The 22,030-nt window shown below is 65.4% G+C and carries 26 protein-coding genes; 10 read left to right on the top strand and 16 right to left on the bottom strand.

Going from position 1 to position 22,030, the window contains the following annotated elements:
* Positions 1 to 141 precede the first annotated feature (141 nt).
* On the bottom strand, positions 142 to 1,638 hold the full coding sequence (locus ACSQ3P_RS11020) for an ABC transporter substrate-binding protein (protein ID WP_436165617.1): 1,497 nt from the start codon (positions 1,636 to 1,638) through the stop codon (positions 142 to 144).
* Between ACSQ3P_RS11020 and ACSQ3P_RS11015 the strand changes: the two genes are divergently transcribed.
* Entirely contained in the window at positions 1,637 to 1,912 is a 276-nt protein-coding gene (locus ACSQ3P_RS11015) for a hypothetical protein (protein WP_436165616.1), read from the top strand. The two genes, ACSQ3P_RS11020 and ACSQ3P_RS11015, sit on opposite strands and share 2 nt — an antisense overlap.
* Before the next feature lie 2 nt (positions 1,913 to 1,914).
* Positions 1,915 to 2,082 carry a hypothetical protein gene (locus ACSQ3P_RS11010; protein ID WP_436165615.1) on the top strand — a complete coding sequence of 56 codons (168 nt, stop codon included), beginning with the start codon at positions 1,915 to 1,917 and terminating at the stop codon, positions 2,080 to 2,082.
* A 24-nt stretch (positions 2,083 to 2,106) separates the two neighbouring features.
* Here ACSQ3P_RS11010 and ACSQ3P_RS11005 read toward each other — a convergent pair whose 3' ends face one another.
* From ACSQ3P_RS11005 to hydA, 3 genes are all read right to left on the bottom strand, one after another.
* A complete protein-coding gene (locus tag ACSQ3P_RS11005) occupies positions 2,107 to 2,319 on the bottom strand; it encodes a hypothetical protein (RefSeq protein WP_436165614.1) in 213 nt (70 codons plus the stop codon).
* 95 nt (positions 2,320 to 2,414) lie between these two features.
* Positions 2,415 to 3,077 (bottom strand): aspartate/glutamate racemase family protein, encoded by a 663-nt coding sequence (locus ACSQ3P_RS11000; protein WP_436165613.1) that lies wholly within the window; start codon positions 3,075 to 3,077, stop codon positions 2,415 to 2,417.
* A 102-nt stretch (positions 3,078 to 3,179) separates the two neighbouring features.
* Positions 3,180 to 4,643 (bottom strand): dihydropyrimidinase, encoded by a 1,464-nt coding sequence (gene hydA / locus ACSQ3P_RS10995; protein WP_436165612.1) that lies wholly within the window; start codon positions 4,641 to 4,643, stop codon positions 3,180 to 3,182.
* Positions 4,644 to 4,885: 242 nt separating this feature from the next.
* Here hydA and ACSQ3P_RS10990 point away from each other — a divergent pair, with 242 nt between their 5' ends.
* A complete protein-coding gene (locus tag ACSQ3P_RS10990) occupies positions 4,886 to 5,404 on the top strand; it encodes a MarR family winged helix-turn-helix transcriptional regulator (RefSeq protein ID WP_436165611.1) in 519 nt (172 codons plus the stop codon).
* 114 nt (positions 5,405 to 5,518) lie between these two features.
* On the opposite strand, the gene ACSQ3P_RS10985 is transcribed toward ACSQ3P_RS10990, so the two are convergent.
* The 3 genes from ACSQ3P_RS10985 to ACSQ3P_RS10975 form a co-directional block, all read right to left on the bottom strand.
* Positions 5,519 to 5,770, bottom strand: coding sequence for a hypothetical protein (locus ACSQ3P_RS10985; RefSeq protein WP_436165610.1), 252 nt, complete (start codon positions 5,768 to 5,770; stop codon positions 5,519 to 5,521).
* Between the two features lie 173 nt (positions 5,771 to 5,943).
* Complete coding sequence (locus ACSQ3P_RS10980; RefSeq protein ID WP_436165609.1) at positions 5,944 to 7,278, bottom strand: 8-oxoguanine deaminase; 1,335 nt, start codon at positions 7,276 to 7,278, stop codon at positions 5,944 to 5,946.
* Between the two features lie 90 nt (positions 7,279 to 7,368).
* Entirely contained in the window at positions 7,369 to 7,671 is a 303-nt protein-coding gene (locus ACSQ3P_RS10975) for a hypothetical protein (RefSeq protein WP_436165608.1), read from the bottom strand.
* A gap of 144 nt (positions 7,672 to 7,815) precedes the next feature.
* Between ACSQ3P_RS10975 and dapD the strand changes: the two genes are divergently transcribed.
* On the top strand, positions 7,816 to 8,658 hold the full coding sequence (gene dapD / locus ACSQ3P_RS10970) for a 2,3,4,5-tetrahydropyridine-2,6-dicarboxylate N-succinyltransferase (RefSeq protein WP_436165607.1): 843 nt from the start codon (positions 7,816 to 7,818) through the stop codon (positions 8,656 to 8,658).
* 66 nt (positions 8,659 to 8,724) lie between these two features.
* Here dapD and ACSQ3P_RS10965 read toward each other — a convergent pair whose 3' ends face one another.
* The 3 genes from ACSQ3P_RS10965 to ACSQ3P_RS10955 all read right to left on the bottom strand — a co-directional run bounded on the left by ACSQ3P_RS10965 (position 8,725) and on the right by ACSQ3P_RS10955 (position 11,282).
* Entirely contained in the window at positions 8,725 to 9,276 is a 552-nt protein-coding gene (locus ACSQ3P_RS10965; RefSeq protein WP_436165606.1) for a DUF1269 domain-containing protein, read from the bottom strand.
* 89 nt (positions 9,277 to 9,365) lie between these two features.
* Complete coding sequence (locus tag ACSQ3P_RS10960) at positions 9,366 to 10,859, bottom strand: MDR family MFS transporter (protein ID WP_436165605.1); 1,494 nt, start codon at positions 10,857 to 10,859, stop codon at positions 9,366 to 9,368.
* A 144-nt stretch (positions 10,860 to 11,003) separates the two neighbouring features.
* The gene (locus ACSQ3P_RS10955; protein WP_436166236.1) at positions 11,004 to 11,282 is read right to left on the bottom strand and encodes an Atu4866 domain-containing protein; all 279 of its coding nucleotides are present in this window, start codon (positions 11,280 to 11,282) and stop codon (positions 11,004 to 11,006) included.
* Between the two features lie 645 nt (positions 11,283 to 11,927).
* Between ACSQ3P_RS10955 and ACSQ3P_RS10950 the strand changes: the two genes are divergently transcribed.
* From ACSQ3P_RS10950 to ACSQ3P_RS10940, 3 genes are all read left to right on the top strand, one after another.
* Entirely contained in the window at positions 11,928 to 12,191 is a 264-nt protein-coding gene (locus ACSQ3P_RS10950; protein WP_436165604.1) for a DUF1488 family protein, read from the top strand.
* Between the two features lie 155 nt (positions 12,192 to 12,346).
* Entirely contained in the window at positions 12,347 to 12,553 is a 207-nt protein-coding gene (locus ACSQ3P_RS10945) for a hypothetical protein (protein WP_436165603.1), read from the top strand.
* A gap of 133 nt (positions 12,554 to 12,686) precedes the next feature.
* Entirely contained in the window at positions 12,687 to 13,769 is a 1,083-nt protein-coding gene (locus ACSQ3P_RS10940; protein ID WP_436165602.1) for an alpha/beta fold hydrolase, read from the top strand.
* A 241-nt stretch (positions 13,770 to 14,010) separates the two neighbouring features.
* Here ACSQ3P_RS10940 and ACSQ3P_RS10935 read toward each other — a convergent pair whose 3' ends face one another.
* Positions 14,011 to 14,415 carry a VOC family protein gene (locus tag ACSQ3P_RS10935; protein WP_436165601.1) on the bottom strand — a complete coding sequence of 135 codons (405 nt, stop codon included), beginning with the start codon at positions 14,413 to 14,415 and terminating at the stop codon, positions 14,011 to 14,013.
* A 109-nt stretch (positions 14,416 to 14,524) separates the two neighbouring features.
* On the opposite strand from ACSQ3P_RS10935, the gene ACSQ3P_RS10930 reads away from it, so the two are divergent.
* From ACSQ3P_RS10930 to ACSQ3P_RS10920, 3 genes are all read left to right on the top strand, one after another.
* Complete coding sequence (locus tag ACSQ3P_RS10930) at positions 14,525 to 15,055, top strand: isochorismatase family protein (protein ID WP_436165600.1); 531 nt, start codon at positions 14,525 to 14,527, stop codon at positions 15,053 to 15,055.
* A gap of 464 nt (positions 15,056 to 15,519) precedes the next feature.
* The gene (locus ACSQ3P_RS10925; RefSeq protein ID WP_436165599.1) at positions 15,520 to 16,524 is read left to right on the top strand and encodes a Vgb family protein; all 1,005 of its coding nucleotides are present in this window, start codon (positions 15,520 to 15,522) and stop codon (positions 16,522 to 16,524) included.
* Positions 16,521 to 16,901, top strand: coding sequence for a c-type cytochrome (locus tag ACSQ3P_RS10920; protein WP_436165598.1), 381 nt, complete (start codon positions 16,521 to 16,523; stop codon positions 16,899 to 16,901). Before ACSQ3P_RS10925 ends, ACSQ3P_RS10920 begins: the two co-directional genes overlap by 4 nt.
* 114 nt (positions 16,902 to 17,015) lie before the next feature.
* Here ACSQ3P_RS10920 and ACSQ3P_RS10915 read toward each other — a convergent pair whose 3' ends face one another.
* The 5 genes from ACSQ3P_RS10915 to ACSQ3P_RS10895 all read right to left on the bottom strand — a co-directional run bounded on the left by ACSQ3P_RS10915 (position 17,016) and on the right by ACSQ3P_RS10895 (position 21,958).
* Positions 17,016 to 18,008, bottom strand: a complete 993-nt coding sequence (locus ACSQ3P_RS10915) for a branched-chain amino acid ABC transporter permease (protein ID WP_436165597.1) — start codon at positions 18,006 to 18,008, stop codon at positions 17,016 to 17,018.
* Between the two features lie 66 nt (positions 18,009 to 18,074).
* Positions 18,075 to 18,962: a branched-chain amino acid ABC transporter permease gene (locus ACSQ3P_RS10910; protein WP_069689832.1), complete on the bottom strand. Its 888-nt coding sequence runs from the start codon at positions 18,960 to 18,962 to the stop codon at positions 18,075 to 18,077.
* Positions 18,963 to 19,146: 184 nt separating this feature from the next.
* Positions 19,147 to 20,352: an ABC transporter substrate-binding protein gene (locus ACSQ3P_RS10905; protein ID WP_436166235.1), complete on the bottom strand. Its 1,206-nt coding sequence runs from the start codon at positions 20,350 to 20,352 to the stop codon at positions 19,147 to 19,149.
* Between the two features lie 108 nt (positions 20,353 to 20,460).
* Positions 20,461 to 21,204, bottom strand: a complete 744-nt coding sequence (locus ACSQ3P_RS10900) for an ABC transporter ATP-binding protein (RefSeq protein WP_436165596.1) — start codon at positions 21,202 to 21,204, stop codon at positions 20,461 to 20,463.
* Positions 21,194 to 21,958, bottom strand: coding sequence for an ABC transporter ATP-binding protein (locus ACSQ3P_RS10895; RefSeq protein ID WP_436165595.1), 765 nt, complete (start codon positions 21,956 to 21,958; stop codon positions 21,194 to 21,196). Before ACSQ3P_RS10895 ends, ACSQ3P_RS10900 begins: the two co-directional genes overlap by 11 nt.
* Between the last annotated feature and the right edge of the window lie 72 nt (positions 21,959 to 22,030).

The raw sequence follows: 22,030 nt of genomic DNA, 5'->3' as shown, positions 1-22,030 counted from the left end.
TGCTATTCCAACCGCACCGTCATTCCGGACAAGCCGCGAAAGCGGCGCCGATCCGGAATCCATCCTGGAGCGCCGGAGCCCTCCGATGGATTCCGGGTCTCTCTTCGGTCGCCCGGAATGACGGCGTTGCTCCGAGGAAGCCTACTTCCAGCTCGACAGCCACCAGCGGGCGAACTCGTCGGGGTGCGGCTTGAAGTTGAGCGCCGTCGACAGGCCGTAATTGATGTTGAAATCGTACATCGGCAGCCAATAGGCCTGGTCGGCGATCTTTTTCAGCGCCTTGGCGTAATTCTCCTGGCGTAGAGCCCGGTCCTGCGCCGTGTCGGCGGCGGTGACGAGATCGATCACCTCCTTGTCCTGGACGAGGTCGTCGGCGCCGCCGCCGAAGAAGTTCGAGATGACGAAGGCGACGTCGCCGGTGCCGTAGCTACCCCAATTGGTGAAGAAGGCCGGCAATTCGCCCGCGCGCCATTTCTGCACGCCGGCCGCATATTGCTGCTCGTTCAGCGTCACCCGGATGCCGACCTTGGCGAGGTCGGAAGCAACCGCCTCGGCGACTGGGCGCGGCATCGCGGCAAAGACCATCTCGATATCGACGCCGTTGGGCAAGCCGGCCTCGCCCAGCAGCGCCTTGGCCTTGGCCGGATCATAGGCGTAAGTCGCGACATCCTGCGCGCAGCCGAACTGCTTGGGGTTGCAAGCCGCGTTCAACGCCTGCGAGGCGCCGCCGGCGAAGGCTTTCACGATCGCCTCGCGGTTGACGGCATGGTTGATGGCACGGCGCACCAGCAGGTTCTTGGTCGGGTAGTCCTTGCCCTTGGCGGTCACGTTGAGGCCGACATAGGCGATGCGCATGATCGGGCCGTTGACGATCTGGATGCGGCTTGCGAGCCGCGCCGCCTGATCGGGCGGGATGCGCCAGCTCCAGTCGAGCTTGCCGGCCAGCAACTCGGCGAACTGGGTGTTGAGCTCGGGGATGGTGCGCACGACGATCTTGCCGATCGCCGGCTTTCCCTTGGGGCTGCCGGCATAGTGAGCCTCAAAACGCTCGAAGGCGTAGCGGATGCCCGGCGTCATCTCCACGAGCCTGTAGGGGCCGGTGCCGACGGGCTTGGCCGCCATGCCGGCCGAGCCGACCTCCTTGAAATAGGCGGCGGGATAGATCGGCAGCGCATCGGCCAGCATCTCGACCGCGCCGGCGAAGGGTTTCGCCATCTTGATGCGGATTTGGAATTCCGAGATCTTTTCGACTGTCTGGATCCAGTCGATGGCGATGCGGAAGCGCGTGCCGTAATTCGGGTCGAGCACGGTGGTGAGCGTGTAGACCACGTCGTCGGCTGTGAGCTTCGCGCCGTTGTGGAAGGTCACGCCCTCGCGGAGATCGAACTCCATCGTCATCGGGTCGATAAAGCGCCAGGCCTTGGCGAGCGCCGGCTTGATCTCGCCGGTGTCGAGATCCTTGTAGAGCAGGCCGTCATAGATGTGCCGGGCCAGGATCAGCCCCTCGCGGCCGGCGATCTTGTAGGTGTCGAGCGCCTCGGGCTCGAGCGCGAAGGCGACGTTGAGCGTGTCGTCGGCCTTGCCGGCGAGTGCTGGCGGGGCGGAGAGCCCCAGCAGCGTCAGGGCGATGCCGCCCATGAATGATGCCAATCCCAACCGTGCCATCGATCTTGTCCCCTGTTTTTATGGTGCCGGCCCGTTCGGCGCGCCGCTTCATCTCTGGCGGGTTTGGCCGTGGATTTTCAGTGCTGCCATAGCCCTGGCGAGCGAGGCGGATGCTGCGGGGCCAACCATAGGTCAGGAGATGTTCGCCGGGCTAATAGACTGTTCCTATGCCTGGAATAGCCGGCGGGGCGTCGCGACGGTTGTGGCGGCGCTCATGAAGGCGCCACAATCGCAGTGCCGGTTGTGAGGATGAAGCAGCCGATCGTCGTCCATACCGAAGAAGACTATCAGCGGGCTCAGGAGCGCGCCCAGGAGCTGAGCGCCTCGCCCGAGAGCCCGGAGCGCGACGCTGAACTCGCAGCGCTCGCCGATGCGATGCTGGCCTTCGAGATGCGCCTGGACGAGGCAGAGGATTAGCACCGCCCTGCAGCACGTCTCCGTTCAAGCAGTCTTCGCTCGCAGGCGGTGACGCGCGACGAAGGCGGCTGCTTCCGGCTGAAAATACCGCCAGGCGGGCAGGAGAGACGCATCCGCGTCGGTTTGCGCAAATCGCATCTCTTCGCGGATAGCCTGGATTGAAAGAGGCTTGTCCGGGTCCATGCGCGCGGCGCGGCACATGGCCCTGGCGATCCGGACAATGCGATCCTGATCCACGGCGAGAACTCCGGGAGAGAGAGCGGCGGCATTGCAACGCCGTTAGGCGCTTCCGGTTCCCGTGATCTTGCAAAAAATTCCGCGTGGGTGCGGCGCTAGGCTGCGGCGAGCCGCACCCGTCCCACGGCCATCGCAGTCGCGGCCTGGGTCGGCTCGACCACCGGCACGCCGAGCGCCTCTTCCAGCGGCCGGCGGAAGCGTGCCATGCCGGCGCAGCCCATCACGATGACGTCCGCATGATGCGTGTCGCGCAGTGTCTTGCCGGTCGCTGTCATGCGCTCCAGCGTCTTCTCCGCATTGCTGAGCTCGGTCACGCCCATCCCGATCGAGAGATCGCCGGCAAAGCGCCCCATGACGCCCATGGCGCCGAAATAGCGCAGATGCCGCTGGATCGAACTCGGCAGGATCGCGATCACGCCGAAGCGCTGGCCAAGCGTCAGGGCCTGGAACACACCCGATTCCGCGATGCCGAGCACCGGGTGGCGGCTCTGCTCGCGCAGCGCATGCATGCCGGGGTCGCTGAAGCAGGCGACGACGAAAGCTGCCGCCTCGTTCTCCAGCCCGGCGGCCCGCTTCAGCAACGGGCCGACGACACCGTCGGCGTCGCGCTGCGACTGGATGCCCGCAGGCCCCTCGGTCAGCGTCAGGCAGGCGATCTTGGGGCCGTCCGCCGAGCGTAGCGGCTCGACCGCCTTGTCGATGCCGGCGGTGACGGCCTCGGTCGAGTTCGGGTTGATGACGAAGATGGTGCCGGCCATGGGGGCTCCTTCAGAATACGAATATTTGCCTGAACCGCACCCTCATTCCGGACAAGCCGCGAAGCGGCGCCGATCTGGAATGACGGGGGTGGTTCGTTCGCATCAATACAGCTTGGCGCCAAAATTCCGCGCCGGGTCGAATTCGGGCGAGAGCGTCCCGGTCGGTCGGGTCGCCTCGCCGGCCTCGCGCAGCATCAATCGACCCGAGCCGGGCTGCGCCTTCAGCGTGCCCTGCGTGACGACGACCTCGCCGCGCCGTAGCACCGTCTCCGGCCAGCCGGTGATGGTGCGGCCGGCGAAGGGGTTGTAGCCGGTGTTGTCGTGCAGGTTGTCGGCGAGCGCGACCTTGCGGTCGGCGTCCCAGATCGTGATGTCGGCATCCATGCCGATGGCGAGCGAGCCCTTGCCCGGCAGGTCGTAGATCCGGGCCGGGGCGGTTGAGGTCAGTTCGACGAATTTCTTCAGCCCGAGCCGGCCTTGCGAGACCATGGCGTCGAACAGCACAGGCAGCCGCATTTCCAGCCCCGGCATGCCGTTGGCGATCTGCTTGAAGCCGGGATTGGGGCCGTATTTCAGTTTGCCGGTCTCGTCGAAGCGATAGGGCGCGTGGTCGGAGGAGAGGATCTGCAGGTCGCCCAGTGCCAGCGCCTGCCACAACGCCTCCTGGTCGTTCGAACCCCGCTGCGGCGGCGAGCAGACCCATTTCGCGCCCTCGATGCCGGGCTTGTCGAGTTCGGCGGCGGTCATCAAGAGATAGTGCGGGCAGGTCTCGGCATAGATCTTGACGCCGCGCCCGCGCGCCTCGCGGATCACCCTGGCGCCCTCGGCGGTCGAGACGTGGAAGATGCAGATCGGCTGGTCGAGCAGTTCCGAGAAGGCGATCAGGCGGTGGAAGGCCTCGACTTCGGCCGCCTGGGGATGGCTGATGGAATGGTATTTCGGCGCGGTGTAGCCACGCTTCATCAAGCGCTCGCCCATCCATTTCAGCAGGCCGTGATTCTCGGCATGGACGCAGACCAGCGCTCCGGCCGAGCGTGCCGCCATCAGGACGTCGAGCAATTGCCCGTCATCGACCTGCACGGCGTCATAGGTCATGAAGACCTTGACCGAGCGGTGCCCGGCGCGGATCAGCGCTGGCAGATCCTGCGCGACGGTCTGCTCGTCGGGGTTCGCCACCATCAGATGGAAGGCGTAGTCGATGATCGCGCCCTTCCTAGCCAGGGCCGCATAATCCTCGACCACGCTGGCGAGATTGGCGCCGCGATGCTGGGCGGCGAAAGAAATCACCGAGGTGGTGCCGCCGAAAGCGGCCGAGCGCGTCGCGGTCTCGAAATTGTCGGCGCTCATCAGCCCGCTGCCCGAGAGCTGTTCGATATGACAATGGGTGTCGACGCCGCCGGGCAAGACGAGCTTGCCCTTCGCGTCGATCTCCTGCGCTCCGGTGGGCAGGTCGAGCCCGATCGCGGTGATGCGCCCGGCCTGGATGCCGAGGTCGGCCTTGAACACATCCGTCGCCGTCGCAAGCGTGCCGCCACGGATGACGATGTCGTAGGCAGGGGTCGGCATGGGCTGGTTCCTTGAACAGGCAGATGATTTGGTCGCGAGGCGCAGTATGCCCGGCATCGGCGCCGGCGCCACGGGCTTCCCCGTATGGCGGGCCTGCGCGCATGCAAGGCGTTGGCCAAGTAAGGCATCGGCCAGGATAGGCTCTACAACAAGGCGGGCCCTACGAGATGCGCCGGCTCATGGCGCTTGCCGCATCCCGCAGCGGCGTGTGAGATACCGGGCCTGACTTCTCTGGATGCGCCATGCCCTCGACGAAGCGCCACAAGGCCGCTGCCGGCCCGGAGCGGGATGTTCTCGATCTCGGCGGTTACGTTCCCTATTTCCTGACCGCAATTTCCAATACCTGGTCGCGCAGTTCGTCGCGGCTCTATCTTGAGCGTTTCGGCGTCGGCGTCACCGAATGGCGCGTCATCTCGCAGCTCGCTATCGAGCCGGCGATCGCGGCGCAGCGCATCTGCGAGGTGATCGGGCTCGACAAGGGCGCGGTCAGCCGCAGCGTCGCGGCCTTGGTCACCGCCCGCCACGTCACCGAGCGTCCCGACGATCGCGACGCCCGCCGGCAGGTGCTGGAGCTGACGCCGAGCGGCTATGCCCTGCATGACGAATTGATCGCGCTCGCCACTGCCCGCGAGCATCTGCTGCTCGAGGGTTTCACAGCGGAGGAAAAGGCGCAGCTGACCGGCTTCCTGCACCGGTTGCATGCCAGGCTGCCGCAACTGCGCGATTTCAGGCTGGAGCGCGACGGCCCGCCCGCGAGCTAAAGCGTTTTCGAGCGAAGTGGGCACCGGTTCGCGTGAAGAAAACGCGTCAAAACAAAGATCTAGAGCAATTGAACGATCCAATCGGATCGGACATTGCTCTAGGGGAGCGAACTGTCACCAGCGCCGGAAACCGTAGCCGAAGCCGTAGCCGTAATAGGGGCCATAGTAATCGCGCTCGACCCAGACCCTGCGGCTGGCAGAGCGATCGAGCTCGATATGGAGCAGGCAATTCGCATAGCCGTCAGTGCCGGGGCGGAAGCCGTATGAGCGACAGCGCTCCTCATCGAGCGCTCGTCGCTCGGCGATCGTGACGCAGCCGCTGCCGAAAAGAGCCAACCCCAACGCTGCGATCAAACCGATCTTCATGGCGCCTGACTCCCTTGGCCGTGATCGGCCACGAATCAAGCCGAGAAATGCGTCAAGATTCTGGGCGACAAGAGCGTTTTCGAGCGAAGTGGACACCGGTTCGCGTGAAGAAAACGCGTTTAAACAAAGAGGGGAGCCGTTTCCGATCCAATTGGATCGGAAACGGCTTCCGCTCAGGCGTAACGCTTTGCCGCCGCTCCATGCGAGCGCCGCAGCGCCGCCAGATCGAGCCCCGGCACGGCCCCGTCGATCACCCGCCAGGCGCCGGCGACCATCACTCGGTCGGCCCGGTTCGCGCCGCATAGCACCAGAGCCGCGACCGGATCATGCGCGCCGGAGAAGCGCAATTCGTCGAGGCTGAACAACGCCAGATCCGCCTGCAGGCCAGGCGCGATCCGCCCGATATCGGAGCGTCCGAGGCAGCGCGCCGAGCCCTCCGTCGCCCAGCGGATCACGTCGCGCGCGGTCACGGCCGTGGCGCTCTCATAGCGCAGGCGGTTGATCAGAAGTGCGTGGCGCAACTCCTCCATCAGGTTTGAGCCGTCATTGGAGGCCGAGCCGTCGACGCCTAAGCCCAGCGGTGCCCCGGCCGCCTCCAATTCGCGCGTGCGGCAGAAGCCGGAGGCCAGCACCCCGTTCGAGGTCGGGCAATGGCAGACGCCGACGCCCGCAGTCCCCAGCCGTTCGCATTCCTCGCAGCTGAAATGCACGCCATGCGCCAGCCAGGTCTTTGGCCGCATCCAGCCGGTCTCCTCCAGCAGGTCGAGCGGGCGCTTGCCATAGACTTCGAGGCAATAGGCGTCCTCGTCCCTGGTCTCGGCGAGATGGGTATGCAGCGGCGCATCGAAGCGGGCTGCCAGCTCGGCGCTCTTTTTCATCAGCGCCGGCGTCACCGAGAAGGGCGAGCAAGGTGCGAGCGCGATCTGGACCATGCTGCCCGGCGCGGGATCGTGAAACAGGGAAAGCACCCGCTCGCTATCGGTCAGGATCGTTTCCTCGTCCTGGACGACGCTGTCGGGCGGCAGGCCGCCATCCTTCTGCGACAGGTTCATCGAGCCGCGCGAGATCGTGGCGCGGATACCCAGAGAGCGCGCCTCCTCGACCGCGATGTCGACGGCGTTCTCCAGCCCCTTTGGGTAGAGGTAATGATGGTCCGCCGCCGTGGTGCAACCGGAGAGCAGGAGTTCGGTCAGCGCAACGCGAACCGCCAACCGCAGGTCATCGGGCGTCAGTCTCGCCCAGAGCGGGTAGAGTGCGGTCAGCCAGGGAAATAGCTCGCGATCGATCGCGGCCGGGTGGGCCCGCGTCAGCGTCTGGTAGAAATGATGATGCGTGTTGATCAGGCCGGGCAGCACGACATGGTGCGAGGCGTCGAAGACCGTGTCGACGGGCAGCGCAGGGGACCCGCCTGCCGGTACGAGCTCGACGATGATCGCGCCATCGACGACGATCCCGCCTCCGGCATTGTCCGCGACGATGCCGAGCGGGTTCTTGATCCAGAGGCGCATGCAAGAATCCTGTCTGGCGCTTTCGTCGCCGTTGTTCCCGTGGTCGCGGCGAACAGAAGCCAGGCTGGCGGCGAAAGCAACAGCGGCGCGTCAATCGAACCAGATCGGATCGCGGCTCTTGCAGCGATAGCCGATGAAGCAGCTCGGCGTGTCGCGGCTCGGCACCCAGGCGGGCTCTACCCCCTCGTCGAATTCGCAAAAGCTGCGGTTGGCGACGAAGCGGTCATAGGTGAAGCCGCCGGTGCCGAGCACGATCGCGCCATTCGCCGCGACGCTCTCGCGGTTGACGCTGCAGGGCCGGTTCGTGGTTGAAGGCCGCGATTGCGCAAGCGCGGCGTCGAGCGGCATGGTCAGCAGCAAGCACAAGGCCAAGCACGAAGCTATGAGTTTCATGGTCCCCTCCGGCGCGCTGGGCATGGTGACGACAGCATAACCGGTATTCGGGCCTGGCGTTCCCGCATAGATCCTTGCGCCTTGACGTTGCCGCCCTCATCCGCCATCGCTCCCCGCGACTTTTTCGCCCGCCGGAGCGCTGCCATGTCCCTCACCGATCTCGCTGCCACCATCGACGCCGCCTGGGAGGCTCGCTCCGAGATCGGCATCAACACCAAAGGCGCGGTTCGCGAGGCCGTGGAACAGGCTATCGAATTGCTCGATGCCGGCGAAGCCCGCGTCGCCGAGAAGATCGGCACTGACTGGGTCGTGCATCAGTGGCTGAAGAAGGCGGTGCTGCTCTCCTTCCGCCTGACCGACAACATGATCATCGCCAATGGCCCCGGCGAAGGCGTGTTCTGGGACAAGGTGCCGTCGAAGTTCGAGGGCTGGGGCGAGAACCGCTTCCGCGCCGCGGGCTTCCGCGTCGTGCCGCCGGCGGCTGCGCGCAAGGGCTCCTTCCTCGCCCCGAACGTCGTCCTGATGCCGTCCTTCGTCAATATCGGCGCCTATGTCGACAGTGGCACCATGGTCGACACCTGGGCGACGGTCGGCTCCTGCGCCCAGATCGGCAAGAACGTCCATCTCTCGGGCGGCGTTGGCATCGGCGGCGTGCTCGAGCCGCTGCAGGCCAACCCGACCATCATCGAGGATAACTGCTTCATCGGCGCCCGCTCCGAGGTGGTCGAGGGCGTGATCGTCGGCGAGGGCTCGGTGCTCTCGATGGGCGTGTTCATCTCGGCCTCGACCAAGATCGTTGACCGCGCCACCGGCCAGATCCATATCGGCAAGGTGCCGCCCTATTCGGTCGTGGTCCCGGGCTCGCTGCCCGGCAAGCCCTTCCCGGACGGCACGCCCGGCCCCTCGCTCTCCTGCGCCGTCATCGTCAAGACGGTCGACGCCCAGACGCGCTCGAAGACCGGCATCAACGAATTGCTGCGCGACTGAACTCAAGCTCCGCGTCATTCCCAGGTGACCTCGGGTCGCCCGAGAATGACGCGACAGGCTGGTGCCTCATCCCACCGGCGAAGGCGCGCCCGCGCCTTCCGGAGCCGGGGCTGGAGCGACCGCCGGCGTCCTCGGCGCTCCCGCCAGCGCGTCGCGCAATTGCTGCTCGCGGCTGTGGTCGAGCGAGGTCTTCAGCACCACGCCGCCCGTGCCCTTGACGGCGTCGAGCACCTTGTCGGCGGTCATCTTGTTGATCAGCAGGAAGAGCGCGGCATTGCCCGGCTGGAGGTTGGCGGCGAGTTCCTTCATGAAGCCGTCATTGACGCCGTAATCGGTCAGCGCCCCGCCGAGCGCGCCTGACGCTGCGCCCAGCGCCGCGCCGAACACCGGCATCAGGAAGATCGCGCCGATCAGCAGACCCCAGAACGAGCCGGAGACGGCGCCGAGCGCGGTGGTGTTGAGCAGCTGGTTCAACTTGATCTTGCCGCCCTCATGCATCACCGCGATGGCGGCGTCGCCGAGCTCGATCAGGTATTCCTTCTGCAGCGAGACGACCTTCTGGCGCATTTCCTCGGCGCGGGCCTCGGTCGGATAGACGATGACGACGAGATCGGACATGGGATGCTCCTGCGTGAAGGCGTGACGAAACCCCGCCGCGGCGATGCGGCAGGCTCGTGGCGAACGCGCGGGGGCGGCGACTGTTCCGGCTATTCGCCGCCGGCCGCCTTTGCCGCTTCCACCGCGCTGCCGCGCAGGGGCAGTTCCTTCATCCGCACCATCAGCAGCAGCGCCATCGCGAAGCCGAAGCAGGTCGCCGCGAAGACATAGCGGAACAGCTCGATCATCGCTGCGCGATCGACCGTTCCCAGTTTCAGCGCCTCGGGCGAGAGCCCGACGCCGGCCCCACCGACGCCGCCGAGCACGATCGCGCCGAACACCGCCACGATCAGCGCCCCGCCGATCTGGCGGAAGAAATTCGCGATCGCGGTAGCCGTGCCGAGCTGATGCGGCAGCACCGCGTTCTGGATCGAGACCGTCGCCACGGGCAGCATGGTGCCGAGCCCTAGGCTGATCACCGCAAGCGTCAGCGAGAAGGGCAGGAGCGGCATCTGCCCGGCATAGATCGTCAGCAGCGCCGCCCCCAATGTCGCGACGCACAGCCCCGCCACCGGCACGCGCTTGTAATGCGTCAGTCGCGTCAGCGAGCGGCCCGACAAGGTCGCGCCCATCACGGTGCCGCAGGTCAGCGGCAAGAGGCCGAGGCCCGAGGCCGAGGCGCTCATCCCGACCACTGTTTCGAAATAGAGCGGCAGATAGATCGTCAGGCCGATGAAAGTGCCCATGCCGAAGCCCGCCGCCATCGTGCCCATCCGCACCACCGGATTGGCGAGGAGGTCGAGCGGGATCAGCGGCTCGGCCGCTGTCCGCAGCCGCCAGGCGAAGACGGCCCACAACACGATGGAGAAGGCCACGAGTCCGATGATCCGGGCCGAGGCCCACGGGTAATAGGTGCCACCCCAGGAGAGCGCGAGCAGCAGCGTCATCGTCGCGCTGGTCATCAGCAGAGCGCCGGCGACGTCGAGCTTGTGCGGTCGCTCATGGCGCGGCAGCCGCTTCAATGCCGAGCTCGTCATCCAATAGGCGGCAAGCCCCAATGGCAGGTTGATCCAGAAGATCACAGACCAGTGCAGCGCCTCGGCGATGACCCCGCCGAGAACCGGTCCAAGCACGGAGGAGACCATGAAGACGGCGGCGAAATAGACCTGATATTTGCCGCGCTCCTTGGGCGAGACCATGTCGGCGATGATGGTCTGCGCCAGCGCGATCAGCCCGCCGCCGCCCAGACCCTGGACGAAGCGCGCGATCACCAGGAGCCAGAGATTGGGCGCGAGCGCGCAGGCGACGGAGCCGACGACGAAGACGACGATGCCCGAGAGCAGCGTCACCCGCCGGCCATGGATATCGGCGAGCTTGCCGTAGAGCGGCGTCACCGCGGTCGAGGCGAGCAGATAGGCCGTCACCACCCAGGGCAGATGCGTGACGTCGTTGAGCTCCCGCCCGATCGTCGGCATCGCGGTGGCGACGATGGTCTGGTCCAGCGCCGCCAGCAACATGGCGAGCATGATGCCGAACAGAATGCTGCGAATATCCTCATGGGTAAGGGGCGCTGGATGCGCCGCCGTCTCGACCCGTTTATCCATGGTCACTCGGCCTGCCCGTGCGTTGGGAGAATGGCAGACTTGTAAGGCCGGGGCATGCCATGCACCAGAGGCAGGACGTGCCGCTGCTGCATAGCGGCCCGGCCAGTCCCGCGAGGTCTTGATCTCAGCGTTGAGGCTTTGGCCTCAGCGTTCCCGCCGCAGCACCATCCCCGCATGATACAGCACGCCGTCGACGAAATCGCCGTCGGCGGTGAAGCCGGTGTCGTCGACATAGTCGATATGGTCGCCGGTGATGCGGTAGCGCCCGCGATAGGCGCTCTTGCGATTGCCCCTGGCCTCGTCATAGCGGCCGTTCGGCAGCAATTCGTGCCGGATATGGCCGTCGGCCGTCACCCACATCCCGACATAAGGATGCGGCGCCGTCTCGCGCGCCGCGGCGTTGGCTTGCACAGTGGTGGTCATCTCTCGCTCCTGAAGAAGGGTCTGGGTCGCCGAGGCCTGCGTCGCCAATGCGAGCAGGGTGGCGGCGAGCAGCGACGTCGCGGGATGGCTTCGGTGATGGCCCATCGCAGCCTCGCTTGGTTCGGTCTCGGGCGAAGACGACCCTGCGGCCGGGCGGGCTCGAGTCGGTAGACCGATCCTTGCCGATGATTGCCGGATCCTTCGGCAGGCCGGGCACGACACCGAAGACCTGTTGCATCTCGCTCGGCATGCCCCGCGAGGTCCAAATCTTGTTTGCGAGGTCTCTTGTTTGCGAGGTCCAAGTCTTGTTGCGAGGCCCAAGCCTTATTATTGCGCGGCCCTTACAATGCGCGGCTGCCTTCCCCATGTCCGAGGAACGGTCGTCGAGAACAAGCCGCCTTGCGGTTGATCTGTTTTGGCCTGGCCGCCCTTGAGAAAACGATCAGCTTGCTTGAGCCCCTCGGGAGCCGACGGTGCACATACTCAGTGGAGCGGGCGCTCGCTGCGTTCGGCGCGCGCTTGCGCCGGTCATTGGCAGCCCGCGCGCTCTGGCTCGGCCGCGCTTCCGGGCCGTGGACCAGCAGGCTGCGGCGTTGGCATGCCGAAGCTGGTCGTGACAGGCAACCGCAAGAAAGCAGGCCGACCATGGCGCTGAATTTCCCCAACCCGGTCCGTAGTTTCGACGCAGGGCGTTCCTGTGTCAGCTTCTGGGGCTCGGATGCTTCGCTGGAGATCACCTTCCAGATCGAGATGGACGCCCTGCGCAAGCTGGGTTCCGGCATCGATGACAGTCAGGCGCAGGTGCTCGATGTCTTCGATCGGAACCGGGACACGATCCTGAAAGCGGCCGCGAACGCCTATGCGCGGCACCGGGCCAGCTATCACCGCCTGACGCCTGCCGATTTCTAGAGCATTTCCGCGTTTTCTCCGAGTCGCGGAAATGCTCTACCTCCTTGTTTTAACGCATTTTCTTCACGCGAACCGGCGTCCACTTCGCTCGAAAATGCTCTAGCCGCCGCGCAATCTGTTCCAACGCCTCAATCCGTCTCACGGGGGATGATGACATGGCCAGTCAGCCATACAAGCCGGGTGATCTGGTCAATCTCGAACCGGGTTTCGCCAATCAGGCCAGGCTAGGCCTCTACGAGATCCTGCGGGTGATGCCGCCGCGCGACAACAAGGAAGAGCAGTATCGCGTGCGCGGGCCCGACGGCCTCGAACGCGCCATCGGTCACCACGAGATCGCCGAGACATCTGTCAAGCGCGGCTGAGGGCGGCTCAACCCCTCTGCGCCACCTCCCTTGCCTCGTCCCCTGTTCGGCGCGATCCTTCGATCAAGGGAGGATCGCCCGGCGGCAAGTCGTGATTGCAAGTCGTGGCGGCGACAACGAAGGTGCCACCATCATGACCATCGCAAGCTGGCCGCGCCGCACGGCCGTGGCCTTCATCCTGTCCATCGTCGCGGTGGCGGCCGGGGCGGCCGACTATCCCGCGGCCAAGCGCGGCGTCTGGGTGGCCAAGGATTTCCGCTTCCAGAGCGGCGAGACATTGGCGGAATTGAAGCTCGGCTACGCCACCATCGGCGATCCCGCGGGCGAGCCGGTGGTGATCCTGCACGGCACGGCTGGCTCGGCAGCGAGCCTGCTGACGCCGGCCTTTGCGGGCGAATTGTTCGGCCCGGGTCAGCCGCTCGATGCGGCAAAATACTTCATCATTCTGCCGGATGCGGTCGGTGCCGGTACCTCCTCCAAGCCCTCCGACGGGCTGAAGGCGAAGTTCCCCCGCTATAATTACGAGGATATGGTCGCAGCCCAGCACAAGCTGGTCAGCGAGGGGCTGGGGCTGCGCCATGTCCGGCTCGTGCTCGGCAATTCGATGGGCGGCATGCATGTCTGGCTCTGGGGCGTCAGGCATCCCGATTTCATGGACGCGCTGGTGCCGATGGCCTCGCAGCCGACGCCGATGTCGAGCCGCAACTGGATGATGCGGCGCATGATCATCGACGCCGTCCGCAACGATCCGGAGTGGAAGGGCGGTGACTACACGACGCAGCCGCCGGCGTTCCGCACGGCCAATGTCTTCTTCGGTATCGCCACCAGCGGCGGCACGCTCGCCTATCAGAAGCTGGCGCCGACGCGCGAGGCCGCCGACGCGCTGCTTGATGAGCGCCTGAAGGCCGCCTTCAGTGCCGATGCCAACGATTTCCTCTACCAGTGGGATTCCTCGCGCGACTACGACGCCTCCCAGGGCCTGGGCGCGATCAAGGCGCCGCTGCTGGCGATCAACTCCGCTGATGACGAGCGCAACCCGCCCGAGACCGGCATCATGGAGCGCGAGTTGAAGCGCCTCGCCAATGGCAAGTTGCTGCTGATCCCGGCCAGCGAGGACAGCCGCGGCCACGGCACGACGGGGCTCGCGAAGTTCTGGGCCAAGGAGATGGGCGTCTGGCTAGCCGGCGTGCCGAAGCGCGCGGCGGGCGGGAACTGATGCACTGTCCTTCCCCCTCGTGGGGGAAGGTGGCAGCGCGTAGCGCTGACGGATGAGGGGGGCGCCGTGCCCTCTCCGAGTGGCGTATAGGCGCATAACGGGGTAGGAGCGGAAAGCTCACGGTCCCCCTCATCCGACCCTTCGGGCCACCTTCTCCCGCATCAAAGTCGGCTGTTGCCGACTTTGACACTTAGGATTGCCCATCTCGGGCAAGCCCGAGATGGGTGGGAGAAGGGAGAGCTCACCCCTGCACGGCGGCGGGGTCCATCCACATCAGCTCCCAGACATGGCCGTCGAGGTCCTGGAAGCCGTGGCCATACATGAAGCCGTAATCCTGCGGCTCCTTATAGGTCCTGCCGCCGGCCGCCAGGGCTGCCTTGACCATGGCATCGACATCGGCCTGGCTGTCGCGGGAGAGGCAGGTCAGCACCTCGATCGCCTGGCTCGTATCGGCGATTGGCCTGGGCGAGAAGCTGAGGAATTTCTCATGGGTCAGCAGCATCGCGAAGATGGTGTCGCTGATCACCATGCAGGTCGCGGTCTCGTCGGTGAATTGCGGATTGAACGAGAAACCGAGCGCCGTGAAGAAGGCGACCGAGGCATCGAGATCCTTCACGGGCAGGTTGACGAAGATCATCTGGGGCATGGCGTTTCCTTCCCTTTCTGGTTTCCAGGCGGGCGTAAGGTTAGCATGGCGGCGCTGGGCGGGTCTTCGGTGCGCTCTTAATAGGAAACCGCAGTAGAAAGACGCAGTCATGACCCTGCTTTCCGCCACCGACGCCATCCTCGTCATCATCGATTTCCAGGCGCGCCTGATGCCGGCGATCCATGACGGCGCGCGCCTGGTCGCGAACGCCAGGCGCCTGGTCGATGCTGCCGGGCTCCTTGCGGTGCCGGTACTGATGACCGAGCAGAACCCGGCCGGGCTCGGCGGCACGGTACCGGAGCTGGCGGGCGCCGGTCCCGTGATCGCCAAGATGAGCTTCGATTCCTGCGCGGAGCCCGCTTTTCTCGAGGCGCTTGCCGGCGATATGCAGCTCGTCATCTGCGGCTGCGAGGCTCATGTCTGCGTCGGCCAGACCGTGCTGAGCCTGCTCGAGCACCGCCGCCGCGTCGCCGTTGTGCAGGACGCTATCGGTTCGCGCGCGCCTGAATCAAAAGAGGTCGCGGTCGCGCGCATGGCGCGCCATGGCGCCGAGATCGTCACGACCGAGATGGTGGTGTTCGAATGGCTCCGGACCGCGGCCCATCCGCAGTTCCGCGCGGCGGCGAAACTGATCCGCTGAAGCGGCGACGCTCTGGGCACTGTCCCGGTTTCACCATCTTGTCGGTTTACTCAAGAAGCCAAGCGCGATCCCAGAGCGTTTTCGAGCGAAGTGGATACGGTTCGTGTGAAGAAAACGCGCTAAAATAATAGATTGGAGCAATTGAACGATCCAATGGGGTCGGACGTTGTTCCAGAGGCTGTTCTGAACCATGGGGCCGATGTGATGAGGTCAAAACGATGGAGATGGGAGGAGCATTGCGCAGGCGATACGTCCGTATCGGCAAGCGATGCGACGCTGCTGCTCCGTCGTTTTGACCTCACCCGCAGCGCGCGGCGCTTTTGTGCGACTGCGGTGTCGTTCTTCGTAGCAAACCGGAAGGTTTGCGTCCTCGAACTCCTGGCATTCGCGCAAAATCGCCAGCGTCAAATCGACCCCATGGTTCATAACAGCCTCTAACCTCTGCCTGACGAAGGAGACGCTCCATGCTGCGCCGTTCCTTTCTCCAGCTCGGCCTCGCCGGGCTTGCAGCCCCCGCCTTGATCGGCCGGACCGCCGCGATCGCAGCCGAGACGACCGAGACGAAATTCACCGTCACCTATTTCGACATTCCCGCGATCAAGGGCTCCCGCGACGTCACCGATGCCGGCGACGGCACGCTCTGGGTCTGCGGCCAGCGCAACGGCACGCTCGGGCGTTTCGATCCGCGTTCCGGCCAGCTCAAGGTGGTCGAGCTTGGCCGGGGCGCCGCGCCCCATGGCGTCATCCGCGGCCCCGACGACGCGGCCTGGGTGACGGAGGGCGGCCAGAACGCCATCGCCCGTGTCGACGACAAGACCCACAAGGTCGAATTATTCAAGCTGCCCGAGGGCAGGGCGCGGGCCAACCTCAACACCGGCGTCTTCGACAAGAGCGGCATCCTCTGGTTCACCGGCCAGAACGGCGTCATCGGCCGCTTCGATCCGAAGACGCGCAAGATGGATGTCTGGGATGCGCCGCGCGGGCCCGGCGCCTACGGCATCACCCTGACGCCCTCGGGCGAGGTCTGGTACGCCTCGCTCGCCGGCAACCACATCGCCAGGATCGACACCGGCACGGCCCAGGTCACGGTGGTCGAACCGCCGACGCCGGATCAGGGCGCGCGCCGCGTCTGGTCGGATTCGAAGAATCGGGTCTGGGTCAGCGAATGGAACTCCGGCAATGTCTCGGCCTATGACACGCTGAGCAAGAGCTGGAAGACCTGGAAACTGCCGGGCGACAAGCCGCGTGCCTATTCGGTCTATGTCGACGACGCCGACAAGGTCTGGCTGACCGATTTCAGCGCCAACGCCATCGTGCATTTCGATCCGGTCACCGAGGCCTTCAACAGCTTCCCGAGCGACAAGGCCGGCGCCAATGTCCGCCAGATGGACGGCCGCTCCGGCGAGGCCTGGGGCGGCGAGAGCGGCAATGACCGCCTCGTTCGCATCCAGACGGTGAAGCAGGCGTGAGATACGCTCCTGCCATCGTGGCGGTCGCGGCGCTGGCGCTGCCGGGCGGGCTCGCCATGGCGCAGGATCTGGGGCGCGGCGAGGCTCTGTTCGAGGCCTGCAAATCCTGCCACAGCCTCGATCCCGGCAAGCAGGGCAAGGCCGGCCCGCATCTGGCCGGGCTGAAAGGGCGCGTCGTCGGCGCGGCTGAGGGCTTCGACTATTCGCCCGCCTTCAAGGCAGCGCGCGCCAAGCGCGTCATCTGGGACGAAGCTCGCCTGAACGCCTATCTCGCCGACCCTGACGCGATGTTCAAAGGCGGCTGGATGAGCCCGCAGGGCCTCGACGACGAGGCCGACCGGGCGGCCGTCACCGCCTTCCTGATGCGCGGGCGGTGACGCTCTCGATCACGTCGCATTCGGACGGTTCCGTCCGAATGCGACGTGATCGATTCTAAAAGTTTAGAGCATTGCTCTTGCGAAAAACCGGTACCCGCTTTTTCGCGCAATGCTCTACAGCGGCCGCCCGATCTTCTTCGCGATCACGCCAACAATGCCCTCGCGGAAGAGCAGCACGCAGACCACGAAGATCACGCCCTGCACCACCGTGACCCAGGCGCCCAGGCTCGCGAGATAGTTCTGCATGGAGACGATGACGAGCGCCCCGACGATCGGCCCGAAGACGGTGCCAAGCCCGCCGACCAGCGTCATCAGCACGACCTCGCCCGACATCGACCAGTGCACGTCGGTGAGCGAAGCGAGCTGGAAGACGATCGCCTTGGTCGCGCCGGCGAGCCCCGCCAGCGTCGCCGAGAGCACGAAGACGGCGAGCTTGTACTGGTTGGCGCGGTAGCCGAGCGAGATCGCGCGCGGCTCATTGTCCCTGATCGCCTTGCAGACCTGGCCGAAGGGCGAGTGGATGATGCGGTAGATCAGCAAAAGCCCGGCCATGAAGATGATCGCGACGAGGTAATACAGCGTCAGGTCGTTGGAGAGGTCGACCAGCCCGAAGAGCTTGCCGCGCGGCACGGCCTGGATGCCGTCCTCGCCGCCGGTGAATTTCGGCGTCTGCAGCGAGAAGAAGAACGTCATCTGGGCAAGCGCCAGCGTGATCATGGCGAAATAGATGCCTTGTCGCCGGATCGCGAGCGCCCCGAAGGCCAGGCCCAGCACGGCCGCGACCAGCACGCCCGAGAGGATGGCGAGTTCCGGCGTCAGGCCCCAATTCTTGGCGGCATAGGCACAGACATAGCTCGACATGCCGAAATAGGCGGCATGGCCGAAGGACAAAAGCCCGCCATAGCCAAGCAGTAGATTGAAGGCGAGCGCGAACAGCGCGAAGCACAACACCTTCATGACGAAGACCGGGTAGAGGAGGAAGGGCGCGGCCGCGAGCAGGACGGCAAGCCCGATAAGGATCGCCCTGTGCAGCCGCTCGGTGCCCTGGCTCGTCTCGGAGAGCGCGATGGAGCCGGCGGAAACGGTGTCGATTGCCACATGCGCCATGTCAGTTTCCTCGCGCCATATCAATTCCTTGCGCCATGTCATTTCTCGCAAAGATCGGGAGCGCCATCACGCGGCCCGCCCGAACAGCCCGGCGGGCTTCACCAGCAGCACCAGGACCATGATGATGAAGATCACCGTGGCCGAGGCCTCCGGGTAGAACACCTTGGTCAGACCCTCGATCAGCCCGAGCCCGAAGCCGGTCACGATCGAGCCCAGGATCGAACCCATGCCGCCGATCACGACCACGGCGAAGACGACGATGATCAAATCGGCGCCCATATTCGGATTGACCGAATAGATCGGCGCGGCGAGCACGCCGGCGAAGGCCGCCAGCGCCACGCCGAAGCCATAGGTCAGGGTGACCAGCAGCGGCACGTTGATGCCGAAGGCCTGGGTCAGCGTCGGGTTCTCGGTGGCGGCGCGCAGATAGGCGCCGAGCCTGGTCTTCTCGATCATGAACCAGGTCACGAGGCAGACCACGAGCGAGGCGCCGACGACCCAGCCGCGATAATTCGGCAGGAACATGAAGCCGAGATTCTGCCCGCCCCTGAGTGCGTCGGGGATCTGGTAGGGCAGGCCCGACGAGCCGTAGGAATTGCGGAACAGACCCTGGATGATCAGCGCCAGCCCGAAGGTCAGCAGCAGGCCGTAGAGATGGTCGAGATTGGCGAGCCTTGCGATCAGGAAGCGCTCGATCAGCACGCCGAAGACGCCCACGATCAAGGGCGCCAGCAGGAGCGCCGCCCAGTAGTTGATGCCGAGATAGTTCAGGCACATCCAGGCGACGAAGGCGCCCATCATGTACTGCGCGCCATGGGCGAAGTTGATGATGTTGAGGAGCCCGAAGATCACCGCCAGCCCGAGGCTGAGGATGGCGTAGAACGAGCCGTTGATCAGGCCGAGCAGGACCTGGCCGAACAGCGCTTGTGGCGGGATTCCGAGAAGCTCGAACATGCGGGGCTCAGATCATTGCGGTATGTAGGGGCACTGGAACCTCTCCGTCATCCCGGGCGGAGCGAAGCGCAGACCCGGGATCCATGCAGCCGTGGGGCCCTTCGATGGATCCCGGATCTGCGTCGCTTACGCGACTTGTCCGGGATGACGTTGAGGTTGTCGCAACGCTGCGGCTAAGCCGCCCTCACTTCTTGACGAGCGGGCACTCGCTTTCGGAGAGCGGGCGGAAGGCCTGCTCGGCCGGCAGTACGGCGATCTGCTTGTAGTAGTCCCACTTGCCCTTCGACTCCGAGGGCTTCTTGACCTCGTAGAGATACATGTCGTGCATCTTGCGGCCGTCGGCGCGCACCGTGCCCTTGCCGAAGAGCGGGTCGTCGGTCGGCAGCTCCTTCATCTTGGCCAGCACCGTCGCCGTATCCTTCGACTTCGTCGCCTCCACCGCCTTGAGGTAATGCAGCACCGAGCTGTAGACGCCGGCCTGGACCATCGACGGCATGTTGCCGTTATGCGCCTTGGCGAAACGCTGGGACCAGGCGCGCGTGCCCTCGTCCCGGTCCCAGTAGAAGGATTCGGTCAGCACCAGCCCCTGCGCCGTCTGCAGGCCGAGCGCGTTCACGTCGGTGACGAAGACGAGCAGCCCGGCGAGCTTCTGCCCGCCCGCGACGATGCCGAATTCGCCGGCTTGCTTGATCGAGTTGATGGTGTCGCCGCCGGCATTCGCCAGCCCGATGACCTTGGCCTTCGAGGCCTGTGCCTGCAGCAGGAAGGAGGAGAAATCCGTGCCCGGGAACGGCGTGCGCACCGCGCCCAGCACCTTGCCGCCGTTCTTGGTGACGATCGCCGCCGTGTCGCGCTCCAGCGCATGGCCGAAGGCATAGTCGGCGGTGAGGAAGAACCAGCTGTCGCCGCCGGCCTTCACCATGGCGCCGCCCGTGCCCTGGGCCAGGGCATAGGTATCATAGGTCCAGTGGATCGTGTTGGGCGTGCAGGCCTTGCCGGTGAGGTCGGACGCCGCCGCGCCCGAATTCAGCATGATCTTGTTCTTGTCCTTGGTGATCTGGTTGATCGCGAGCGCGACCGAGGAGGTCGGCACGTCGAGGATCACATCGACGCCGTCCTGATCGTACCATTGCCGGGCGATGTTGGAGCCGACATCGGGCTTGTTCTGGTGGTCGGCCGAGACGATCTCGACCTTGATGCCCTTCTCGGCCGCCTTGAAGTCCTCGACCGCGAGCTTGGCGGCGACGACGGAGCCTTCGCCGGTCAGGTCGGCATAGAGGCCGGAGCGGTCGTTCAGCACGCCGAGCTTGACCGCGATCTGCTGCGCGAAGGCCGGGCTCGCCATCAGCGCGGCCAGAGCCGTCGTTGCCAGAATGGTTTTGAGTTTCATCATGTCTCTCTCCCTGGAATGAATGTCGTTTTCGACGTTGTTTTTGTTGTTGAAGTGCTTGGTCTAGGCGTTCTGGGTCCTGGCGTTCTTTGGTCCTGGAATGCGGCTTCAGACTCCGAGATAGCCGTGGAGCTTGTCGATATTGGCATCGAGCTCGTCATTGGGGATCATGTCGATGACCTTGCCCTGCTCGACGACATAGTGCCGGTCGGCGACGGTGGCGGCGAAGCGGAAGTTCTGCTCGACCAGGATGATGGTGAACCCGTCCTGCTTCAGTTTTGCGATGGTGCGCCCGATCTGCTCGATGATGACCGGCGCAAGTCCCTCGGTCGGCTCGTCGAGCAGGAGGAGATGGGCGCCGGTGCGCAGGATGCGGCCGATCGCCAGCATCTGCTGCTCGCCGCCCGAGAGCTTCGTGCCCTGGCTCTTCAAGCGTTCCTTGATGTTGGGGAAGAGCGTGAAGATTTGGTCGAGCGAGAGCCCGCCCGGCCTGACCTGCGGCGGCAGCAGCAGGTTCTCCTCGACCGAGAGGCTGGCATAGATGCCGCGCTCCTCCGGAACGTAGCCGATGCCGAGCCTGGCGATGGCGCGCGAGGGCAGGGCGATCGTCTCCGTGCCCTCCAGCACGACCGAGCCGCGGCGCTTGCCCATCACGCCCATGATCGACTTCAGCGTCGTCGTCTTGCCGGCGCCGTTGCGGCCGAGCAGCGTCACCACCTCGCCGGGGGCGACGTCGAAATCGATGCCGTGCAGCACATGGCTCTCGCCATACCAGGCTTCGAGCCCGCGCACCTTCAGCAGCGGCGCGGTCTCGGTCGCGGGCTGGCCTGCCGCCCTCGTCTCAGTGAGCATGGTCGCCCCCCGAGCCGATATAGGCCTCGATCACGCGCGGATCCTTCGAGACCGCGGCATAGTCGCCTTCGGCCAGCACCTGCCCGCGCGCCAGCACCGTGATGCGGTCCGAGAGCGAGGCGACGACCGAGAGATTGTGCTCGACCATCAGGATGGTGCGGTTGACCGAGACCTTGCGGATCAGGGCCTCGATGCGCTCGACATCCTCGCGACCCATGCCGGCCATCGGCTCGTCGAGCAGCATCATCTCGGGATCGAGCGCCAGCGTCGTGGCGATCTCGAGCGCGCGCTTGCGGCCGTAGCTGAGCTCGGCCGCGGTCAGGCTGGCGAAGGAGCCGAGCCCAACTGCTTCGACGAGGCGCATCGCCTCCTCGTCGAGTCCCGCCAGCACCTTCTCCGAGCGCCAGAAATCGAACGAGTCGCCGCGCTTGCGCTGCAGCGCGATGCGCACATTGGTCAGCACACTGAGCTGCGGGAACACCGCCGAGATCTGGAACGAGCGCACCAGACCAAGCCGGGCGATCTCGGCCGGCTTTTCGCGCGTGATGTCGCGGCCGTTATAGACGATCGCACCCTTGGTCGGGCTGAGGAATTTGGTCAGCAGATTGAAGCATGTCGTCTTGCCGGCGCCGTTGGGGCCGATCAGCGCATGGATGTGTCCGCGCCGGACCTTGAGGTCGACGCCGCTGACGGCCTTGAAGCCGCCGAAGTCCTTGGTCAGTCCCGCCGTCGACAGAATGATGTCGTCAGCCATGGCTATAGCCAGAGCGTAGCATCGTGTTCTTTCTTATTGATACGTTTCCCCTTGCAGTCATGCTGCACTGCG

Source organism: Allobosea sp. LjRoot9 (genome assembly GCF_964252745.1).
Lineage (GTDB): Bacteria > Pseudomonadota > Alphaproteobacteria > Rhizobiales > Beijerinckiaceae > Allobosea.
This window is presented reverse-complemented; position numbering and strand designations above follow the sequence as displayed.

What these genes read in the sequence shown, in the direction of transcription:
- ACSQ3P_RS11015 (WP_436165616.1), top strand. Translation starts at nt 1,637, where the DNA reads ATGAATGATGCCAATCCCAACCGTGCCATCGATCTTGTCCCCTGTTTT.
- ACSQ3P_RS11020 (WP_436165617.1), bottom strand. Translation starts at nt 1,638, where the DNA reads ATGGGCGGCATCGCCCTGACGCTGCTGGGGCTCTCCGCCCCGCCAGCA.
- ACSQ3P_RS11010 (WP_436165615.1), top strand. Translation starts at nt 1,915, where the DNA reads ATGAAGCAGCCGATCGTCGTCCATACCGAAGAAGACTATCAGCGGGCT.
- ACSQ3P_RS11000 (WP_436165613.1), bottom strand. Translation starts at nt 3,077, where the DNA reads ATGGCCGGCACCATCTTCGTCATCAACCCGAACTCGACCGAGGCCGTC.
- hydA (WP_436165612.1), bottom strand. Translation starts at nt 4,643, where the DNA reads ATGCCGACCCCTGCCTACGACATCGTCATCCGTGGCGGCACGCTTGCG.
- ACSQ3P_RS10990 (WP_436165611.1), top strand. Translation starts at nt 4,886, where the DNA reads ATGCCCTCGACGAAGCGCCACAAGGCCGCTGCCGGCCCGGAGCGGGAT.
- ACSQ3P_RS10985 (WP_436165610.1), bottom strand. Translation starts at nt 5,770, where the DNA reads ATGAAGATCGGTTTGATCGCAGCGTTGGGGTTGGCTCTTTTCGGCAGC.
- ACSQ3P_RS10980 (WP_436165609.1), bottom strand. Translation starts at nt 7,278, where the DNA reads ATGCGCCTCTGGATCAAGAACCCGCTCGGCATCGTCGCGGACAATGCC.
- ACSQ3P_RS10975 (WP_436165608.1), bottom strand. Translation starts at nt 7,671, where the DNA reads ATGAAACTCATAGCTTCGTGCTTGGCCTTGTGCTTGCTGCTGACCATG.
- dapD (WP_436165607.1), top strand. Translation starts at nt 7,816, where the DNA reads ATGTCCCTCACCGATCTCGCTGCCACCATCGACGCCGCCTGGGAGGCT.
- ACSQ3P_RS10965 (WP_436165606.1), bottom strand. Translation starts at nt 9,276, where the DNA reads ATGTCCGATCTCGTCGTCATCGTCTATCCGACCGAGGCCCGCGCCGAG.
- ACSQ3P_RS10960 (WP_436165605.1), bottom strand. Translation starts at nt 10,859, where the DNA reads ATGGATAAACGGGTCGAGACGGCGGCGCATCCAGCGCCCCTTACCCAT.
- ACSQ3P_RS10955 (WP_436166236.1), bottom strand. Translation starts at nt 11,282, where the DNA reads ATGACCACCACTGTGCAAGCCAACGCCGCGGCGCGCGAGACGGCGCCG.
- ACSQ3P_RS10950 (WP_436165604.1), top strand. Translation starts at nt 11,928, where the DNA reads ATGGCGCTGAATTTCCCCAACCCGGTCCGTAGTTTCGACGCAGGGCGT.
- ACSQ3P_RS10945 (WP_436165603.1), top strand. Translation starts at nt 12,347, where the DNA reads ATGGCCAGTCAGCCATACAAGCCGGGTGATCTGGTCAATCTCGAACCG.
- ACSQ3P_RS10940 (WP_436165602.1), top strand. Translation starts at nt 12,687, where the DNA reads ATGACCATCGCAAGCTGGCCGCGCCGCACGGCCGTGGCCTTCATCCTG.
- ACSQ3P_RS10935 (WP_436165601.1), bottom strand. Translation starts at nt 14,415, where the DNA reads ATGCCCCAGATGATCTTCGTCAACCTGCCCGTGAAGGATCTCGATGCC.
- ACSQ3P_RS10930 (WP_436165600.1), top strand. Translation starts at nt 14,525, where the DNA reads ATGACCCTGCTTTCCGCCACCGACGCCATCCTCGTCATCATCGATTTC.
- ACSQ3P_RS10925 (WP_436165599.1), top strand. Translation starts at nt 15,520, where the DNA reads ATGCTGCGCCGTTCCTTTCTCCAGCTCGGCCTCGCCGGGCTTGCAGCC.
- ACSQ3P_RS10915 (WP_436165597.1), bottom strand. Translation starts at nt 18,008, where the DNA reads ATGGCGCATGTGGCAATCGACACCGTTTCCGCCGGCTCCATCGCGCTC.
- ACSQ3P_RS10910 (WP_069689832.1), bottom strand. Translation starts at nt 18,962, where the DNA reads ATGTTCGAGCTTCTCGGAATCCCGCCACAAGCGCTGTTCGGCCAGGTC.
- ACSQ3P_RS10905 (WP_436166235.1), bottom strand. Translation starts at nt 20,352, where the DNA reads ATGAAACTCAAAACCATTCTGGCAACGACGGCTCTGGCCGCGCTGATG.
- ACSQ3P_RS10900 (WP_436165596.1), bottom strand. Translation starts at nt 21,204, where the DNA reads ATGCTCACTGAGACGAGGGCGGCAGGCCAGCCCGCGACCGAGACCGCG.
- ACSQ3P_RS10895 (WP_436165595.1), bottom strand. Translation starts at nt 21,958, where the DNA reads ATGGCTGACGACATCATTCTGTCGACGGCGGGACTGACCAAGGACTTC.